The organism is Paenibacillus solanacearum (assembly GCF_910593845.1).
Lineage (GTDB): Bacteria > Bacillota > Bacilli > Paenibacillales > NBRC-103111 > Paenibacillus_G > Paenibacillus_G solanacearum.
In genome coordinates this window covers 1-7,033 of record NZ_CAJVAS010000086.1, presented here as the reverse complement: position 1 = coordinate 7,033, position 7,033 = coordinate 1, and the positions used below count along the sequence as shown (strand labels likewise).

Sequence of the window (7,033 nt, the reverse complement as noted above, 5' to 3'; positions counted from 1 at the left end):
CGAGTAGACCGATTTAGAGACTCCAAAAAAAGACATCCGCCCCTAAAAAAAAGAGGTAGATGTCTTTTTGCAACTTATGAGGGACGCCAGTAGAAAAAACGGAAGTTCTTCAGTGGCCTCGATGAATACAGGAGCCATCTAATCAGTCTGCCTAATCCTGGGTCATTTTTTTTAACCTTTCATCAGCGTGATCTCCACGCAAGTCCCTTCCCCGGGTTTGCTTCGTATCGATAGGGTCCCTTTATGATTATGAATGATGCGCTGCGTCACCATAAGACCCAGTCCGTTGCCTTGCTCCTTCTTGGTATAAAACGGCTCGCCGATCCTGTTCAGTTCTTCCTCTGAAATCCCGCACCCGTGATCGATGATCCGTATGACGATACGGTTGGGATCCGGGTTATCCAGTTCGACGATGATTTTGCCCCCGCCCGGCATGGACTCCATGGCATTCTTTAGCACATTGATGAACACCTGCTTCAACTGATTGGACTCACATTGGATAAGCGGAATCCCGGCAGCGTCCAGCTTCATATCAATCTGTATATTATCCAGACTCGCCTGAGATTCAAGGAATTTCCCCACATGCAGCAAAATATCCCTGACATCCGCGAGCTGATATTGAACGGCCTGAGGCTTGGCCAAAACGAGAAACTCGCTGACAATAAAATTGATTCGGTCCAGTTCGGAGAGCATGATTTCCAAATGGTTATCTTTGAGCGAACCTTGCAACTTCTGCAGCTGTACAAAACCTTTCAGCGTAGTCAGAGGATTGCGGATTTCATGAGCGACGCCCGCTGCGAGCTGGCCGATGACCGACAGCTTCTCTGACTTTCTGAGCACATCCTCGGTTTGTTTGCGGGTGGTGATGTTTCTTGTAATAGAAGCGATTGCGACAATATGTCCGCGTTCGTCGCGGATGGGCGAGATGGTAATGCTAACATCGATGACCCGGCTGTCCTTCGTATATCGGATCGTTTCATAATCGGTCACCGATTCCCCTTGTAGCATCTTGGTTACCTGCTCCTCATATTCCTTCTGAACCTCCGCAGGGATATTGGTTAAGGTCTTGCCATATACTTCCTCTTGTTTCCAGCCGAAAATGTTCTCAAAAGCCTGATTCATTTGCAGCACATTGCCTTGCAGATCCGATACATGGATGCCGTCGGAGGTGTGATTGACGAAGGACTCCAAATATTCTTTCGTCGTGCGAAGTTCATCCGCAGCATCCTTCAACCTGGTCGTGTAGTCGTACAAATTGTTCGTCATCGTATTGACCTGGGTTGCTAGGAGCCCGAGCTCATCATTCCGGTGCGAGACGATCAGGCTGTCGAACTTACCTCTTGCGACTTGGCCAACGACATCAAGAATTTGATGAATGGGCCGAATCATCAGGCCGGCCAGCACATAACTGGTCCCCATGGTAACCAGCAGAAGACTCAGCGAAATGATACCGTGTATAAAAAGCTGATGGTTCAACATGTCAACTATCGCTTGCTGATCGAAGCTGATCCCAATGACATAGGGATTCTCAGCCTTGATTGGAATGAAGCTTCTGATGACATGCTTACCATTAATCTTGGCTTCAGTCGTTTCAATGCTTCCGGATTGAATCGTTCTCTGTATAAAAAAGACATCGTTCTGCTCGTCGGCATAGCTGAACGTTCCGAAGATGATATCCCGGACGTCCAGGTTAAACACCGGGATGCCTTGTTTGATTTTGATAATCGGCTTCTTACCGAAAAATTGCGGATCAAAGCCGGTGATCTCCAGGATATTGTGGTTTTTATCCAGCATCTTGGCGATGACGGCTTCCGTCCCGGTCGTTTTTTGAAAGTCTAAAATGGCTTTGGCATTCACATAAGGATTAATCATATAATTCGTTGTTCCGTCGTAATAATCGCCCCACTTGTTAATGACGTTAGGATCAGATGTCGCATAATTGATAGGACCGGACCAATAATTTTCCAGCTTTTGGCCTTGTGGGATCATCACGTTATATTGCTCGAAAAGCTGCAAAAATGCGGTATGCCAATAGTCCCAGCTCCTAGAACTCAGATTGATTTCTTTAGGGTCCGAAGAACGAAGGGCGACGATATCATTGCCCAACTTTTTCCAAAGTGTGATGTGGTCAACGTCGAGTTTCCTGCTAAGCTCAACCAGCTTTGCATTGGATACTTTTTCGATATCGGGGTCCAGTTCCGACTTAGCGGCTATCGCTGCGGATCTGAGCTTTTCGCCGATCGCATCTTCCATATGCTGACGCGCCTGCTGGGAGACTTCCACTGTAGTGCTGATTTGTTCTGCGATCGTTATCATTTGCTGCCGAGCGGCTTCCTGCAGACGATTTTTTGAACTGAAATAATTGATGGACAGATTGAGCATGAGAATGAATGCGACTAACAGGGAAATGCAAAAGGTCAGTTTCACCTTGATCGACATGATGTCCTCCAAAAAGTCTAGGTTGTCTAGCCTTATTCGACGTTAATTGGAGAAAATCCTTTAGGAACTAGACAGAAATCGACAAATTCGCAGTCCACACCTACAGCTTGGTATAAGGCTGTTCGGAGCCTTCTTGAACGGATGAGTCGGAACTATTCGACTAAATGTTTTTTTCTTGATATTTTAGTACGATCGTACTAAAATAAGAACATGAATAAAAAAAATAAACCAACTAACCAAAAAGAAATGTCATTCATTGAAAAAGCCCGTAGAGCTCAAATCGTGAAATGTGCGATTGAAACAATCGCAGAAGTAGGTTACACTCAAGCCTCTTTAGGACAAATTGCAAAACGTGCAAATATCAGTAAAGGAGTTATTTCTTATCACTTTGCAAATAAAGAGGAATTATTGGAGCAAATAACTATCGAATACTATATAGCTTGGCAATCATACATTGCTCCACGAATAGAAGCCCAAAAATCTCCTAAAGAAATACTTCGAGTGTATATTGAATCTAATCTTGCATTTGTAGCTGAAAATCGGCAGCATGTTTTCGCTGTTATAGAATTGGTTTCTAAAACGATAACTGCTGATGGTAAACTTCAGTTTGCGGCAGAACACGACGAAGCCATTTTACTTCCAATTGAAAATATTCTCACCCAAGGAATGCAAGAAGGGATATTTCGGGAATTTACCAAACCATCGGCTAGGGTAATGGCGTTAACAATTAGAAATGCCATTGACGGATTCACCATGGAATTAATGAGAAAGCCTCATTTAGATGTTCAGGAATATACGAGAGAACTGGTTACAATATTCGATATATCAACTAGAAAGTGAGGTTCACTTAGGAGGGATTAAAATGTTTTACTATGAGGTAATTTGTTTTAGCTGTAAAAAAACATTCAAAGCAAACGAAGGTTCGCTAAAATATAAGCAAGCTAAGGAAAGAACGGTTAAGTTTTTTTGTTGCGAAGAATGTGCTGATAAAATACGCATTGAAGCTATATTGAGTTTTATGAACAGAATAAATCGTAATTTTTGATTTACTCAAACCCGGTAGCATGATGGATACGGCTGTTGTCCAGCACCATGGCGATCTTTCCATTTGGATAAGCTGAATGATTCCAAGAACGAACGCGGCTCCCGTAAAGATCGGCATGAGAATATCGGACATGGACTTATAGGTCTGCAAGCCTTGGACTATATTGTTCACCATCCTCAACTTTCTAATACCCTGGCTTCCTCGCTACTCGAAATGGGAAAAAAAGACTTGATTCTACTTTCTGCCATCCTAATATCCAATAACTATTTTAGCTATTGCACTCCAAGTAAGGTAATATAGTATAGACTACAGGGAATGAGGGCTGAAACGATGAATAAAGATGAAGTAATATTGACGCAAGAGGGCTTGGAGCAGATAGAGGAAGAACTCAACGAGCTCAAGACGGTCAGGCGTAAGGAGTTGGCGGAGCGGTTGAAAGTAGCGATTAGTTATGGCGATCTTAAAGAAAACAGTGAGTACCATTCTGCCAAGGATGATCAATCGCACATGGAAACAAGGATTTTGGTCCTGGAGCGGATGATAAAGCGGGCACGAGTCGTGAGTGCTGACAGTGTGGACTTGAATGAAGTCGGCGTAGGTTCTTATGTGATCTTGAATGATATTGAATTTGCCGAGAGGATTGAATACCGCATTGTCGGTCCGGCTGAAGCGAATGTAGCGGAGAGCAAAATATCTTACGAAAGCCCGCTCGGAAAGGGTCTTTTGGGCAAAAAGGTAGGGGATATAATTAACGTAAACGCGCCGATGGGCAATCTTCAGTATGAGCTGCTCGAAATCAAAATGATTTAGTCATAATTAGCACTTCCGTCGGCACTTCTGTATGGTTTCGCTCGTACTGGTGAGGTCATGCATAAGTGATCAGCATAGGTTTTGACGAGATTCAATTGATGAGAATAAGTTGCAGTTGTGTTCAATAGGCAGAAGATGCCCCAATTCAGGCGAAACCTACGTGCTGCGGCGCCATGCGATTTCGCCTTTTTGGTGATAAGTGAACCGTATCACAAATAAGAGCAACTTGCTCGTTTCCTCACAGGGCATATACAGTATCCATAAATATATAAGATAACGCAAAAATGCCTTTAAGCCACATCAGTGATTTAAAGGCATTCTCATATATGTGTCGAGACAAAATTGTAAGTTGGTTGCGGGGGCAGGATTTGAACCTGCGGCCTTCGGGTTATGAGCCCGACGAGCTACCGGGCTGCTCCACCCCGCGATAGAATAACAAAGTATAGTAACCTTTAACGTTCCCCAAGTCACTTATATTACACTAATTGGTGTTAATATGCAAGCTTCTCTCTAGAGCGTGAAGTATCCTTAAGGCGAGGATGGTATAATCAATCTAGATTGTTGAAATCAGAAGGGTGATGGCCATGAGCGTAATACGGTTGGAGAACGTCACGAAGAAATACGAAGAGTCTATGATCTTTCGCGACATTTATTTTCGAGTTATGCAAGGGGAACGTATCGGCCTAATCGGACGGAACGGCGCCGGTAAGTCAACGGTATTTAAGCTCATCATGGGCAAGGAAGAGCCGACGTCCGGCAGAGTAGAAATAGATCCTCAGGTGCGAATCGGATATTTTTCGCAATTCTCGGAACTCAGCGGAAGTCTGTCCGTTCAGCAAGAACTGGAAGCGTGCTTCGAGGAGGTTGCCCTTATCGAACGAGAGCTGCAAGAGGTCGGAGATAAGCTGAGTATGGTTACAGATGATCGCGAGATGAATGCGCTGTTAGCAAGGCAAGCGGAGTTATTCGAACAAATGGATCATCTCGATGGCTGGAACGTTTCCGTCGAGATTAATACGGTCCTTACGAAGTTAGGGTTTAAAGACAGATCCCGCAACCAGCCAATCGATGAGTTATCCGGAGGATGGCGTAACCGCGCGGCGCTTGCGAAAATGCTAATCGAGCTGCCTGATGTCGTTCTGCTCGACGAGCCGACGAATTACTTGGATATGGAAGGGATCGCATGGCTGGAGCAGTGGCTGTACCGATTCAAGGGAGCCATGATTCTGGTGTCGCATGATCGGCAATTTATCGACAAGGTCGTCACGCGCACGATCGAGATCGAGAACTATCATTTTCAGGAATACGAAGGCAATTACACCGATTACGTCCGTAAGAAGAAGATGCGCAAGAAGGAGCTGGACCGCCAGTTCGAGTGGGAGGAAGAGCTGCTGCTCATGGAATCCGAGGCGATCGACGATCGCGCGAAGCGGAATTCCGGTTCCAAGGACCGACTCTCGCGTAAGCTGGCGGATAACAAGAAGCGGATAGAGCCGCATCCCGTTAACGTGCTGATTACCGATATCTACGAGAGGTTGCGCTTTCCGGACAAGCTATGCGAAGTGAAGAAGATCGGGCAAACATACGAGGGTAGACAGATCTTCGAGAACGTTAGCTTCGATATTCAGAAGGAAGATCGTTTGGTCATCGTGGGACCGAACGGAAGCGGGAAGTCCACACTCATTAAGGCGCTTTCCGGGCAGGAGAAGCCGGTTTCCGGGGAGGTTGTCTGGGAGAAAGGCGTTAACTATGCCTACTTCAACCGGATGTGGGAGGAACTTGATCCTAAGGATACCGTCAGCCACGCGGTGAATACGTATGGATTGGGATTGGACGCTCCGCGCAAAAAGGTGAACAAATTCCTAGCTATGCTGCAATTCTCGGAGGCGGATCTAAGCAAGGCGATCGGCAATCTGTCCGGCGGGCAGAAGGCTCGGGTGGCTCTGGCTAAGTGTCTTCTCTCGGGTGCGGCCGTTATTATCTTGGACGAGCCGACCAACCATCTGGACCTCACGAGCATACAGGTAATGGAGCAAGCTCTGATCCATTTTCCCGGCGCGGTCATTACGGTTAGCCATGATCGCTTCTTCATCGATAAGATCGGGACCAAGATGCTGACCTTCGATCCGGTAACGGGAGTGACCGAACAGAGCCTGTAAGAGAGAAGGGCTCTCTCGATACCTTTCAGCGTTGACTACAAATAGCGGCACGTTGGAGAGTATGTTCAACCATGCTTGGGAATTCCGGAATCAGAGGGGATACCAATGGATTGAAGTTGGTTGCAAACAGTGTTACTCTAACAACGGTAAACATAAAACCTATGTTCTGCAAAACATCTAATGATAATCACTATTTTAGTTATAAAGAAAGGTAATACTATGATAAAAGTTGAACGCTTATCCTTCTCATTTCCTCAAAAAGAACTATATAACAACATTTCATTTACGTTAGAAGAAGCACAACATTGCGCTTTTATAGGAACAAGTGGTAGTGGGAAAAGTACATTGATAGATATACTGATGGACCCAGAAAGATATCTTTTCGATGGCAAATTAGAGATAGACCCCGATTGCACAATTGGATATGTAAGTCAGTTCTCGGAACTAGACAACACTAAAGAAACAACAGTTTTTGAATATATAGAAGTGTGGTGAAAAACACCACGAATACTCGATATGGTAGAATAATAGAAATACCTGATTAGAAATGAGGAACAGTTATGCGAGCAGCAAAACGGAC

The 7,033-nt window shown here is 45.1% G+C and carries 5 protein-coding genes, 1 tRNA gene and 2 pseudogenes; 6 read left to right on the top strand and 2 right to left on the bottom strand.

What is annotated here, in order from left to right; all coding sequences use genetic code 11:
- Positions 1 to 171: 171 nt before the first annotated feature.
- On the bottom strand, positions 172 to 2,439 hold the full coding sequence (locus tag KXG62_RS33485; protein ID WP_218096339.1) for an ATP-binding protein: 2,268 nt from the start codon (positions 2,437 to 2,439) through the stop codon (positions 172 to 174).
- 210 nt (positions 2,440 to 2,649) lie between these two features.
- Here KXG62_RS33485 and KXG62_RS33480 point away from each other — a divergent pair, with 210 nt between their 5' ends.
- The 4 genes and pseudogenes from KXG62_RS33480 to greA all read left to right on the top strand — a co-directional run bounded on the left by KXG62_RS33480 (position 2,650) and on the right by greA (position 4,294).
- Positions 2,650 to 3,279 (top strand): TetR/AcrR family transcriptional regulator, encoded by a 630-nt coding sequence (locus KXG62_RS33480; RefSeq protein ID WP_218096338.1) that lies wholly within the window; start codon positions 2,650 to 2,652, stop codon positions 3,277 to 3,279.
- A 22-nt stretch (positions 3,280 to 3,301) separates the two neighbouring features.
- Positions 3,302 to 3,484, top strand: a complete 183-nt coding sequence (locus KXG62_RS33475) for a DUF2197 domain-containing protein (protein ID WP_425517411.1) — start codon at positions 3,302 to 3,304, stop codon at positions 3,482 to 3,484.
- Between the two features lie 72 nt (positions 3,485 to 3,556).
- Positions 3,557 to 3,673 (top strand): annotated as a pseudogene (locus KXG62_RS33470) (deoxyribonuclease IV); the annotation flags it as partial.
- 141 nt (positions 3,674 to 3,814) lie between these two features.
- Positions 3,815 to 4,294: a transcription elongation factor GreA gene (gene greA, locus KXG62_RS33465; protein ID WP_218096337.1), complete on the top strand. Its 480-nt coding sequence runs from the start codon at positions 3,815 to 3,817 to the stop codon at positions 4,292 to 4,294.
- A 350-nt stretch (positions 4,295 to 4,644) separates the two neighbouring features.
- Here greA and KXG62_RS33460 read toward each other — a convergent pair.
- Positions 4,645 to 4,721: transfer RNA gene (locus KXG62_RS33460), tRNA-Met, on the bottom strand.
- Between the two features lie 157 nt (positions 4,722 to 4,878).
- On the opposite strand from KXG62_RS33460, the gene KXG62_RS33455 reads away from it, so the two are divergent.
- A complete protein-coding gene (locus KXG62_RS33455; RefSeq protein ID WP_218096336.1) occupies positions 4,879 to 6,453 on the top strand; it encodes an ABC-F family ATP-binding cassette domain-containing protein in 1,575 nt (524 codons plus the stop codon).
- Between the two features lie 219 nt (positions 6,454 to 6,672).
- Positions 6,673 to 6,936: pseudogene (locus KXG62_RS33450) on the top strand (ATP-binding cassette domain-containing protein); the annotation flags it as partial.
- Positions 6,937 to 7,033 lie beyond the last annotated feature (97 nt).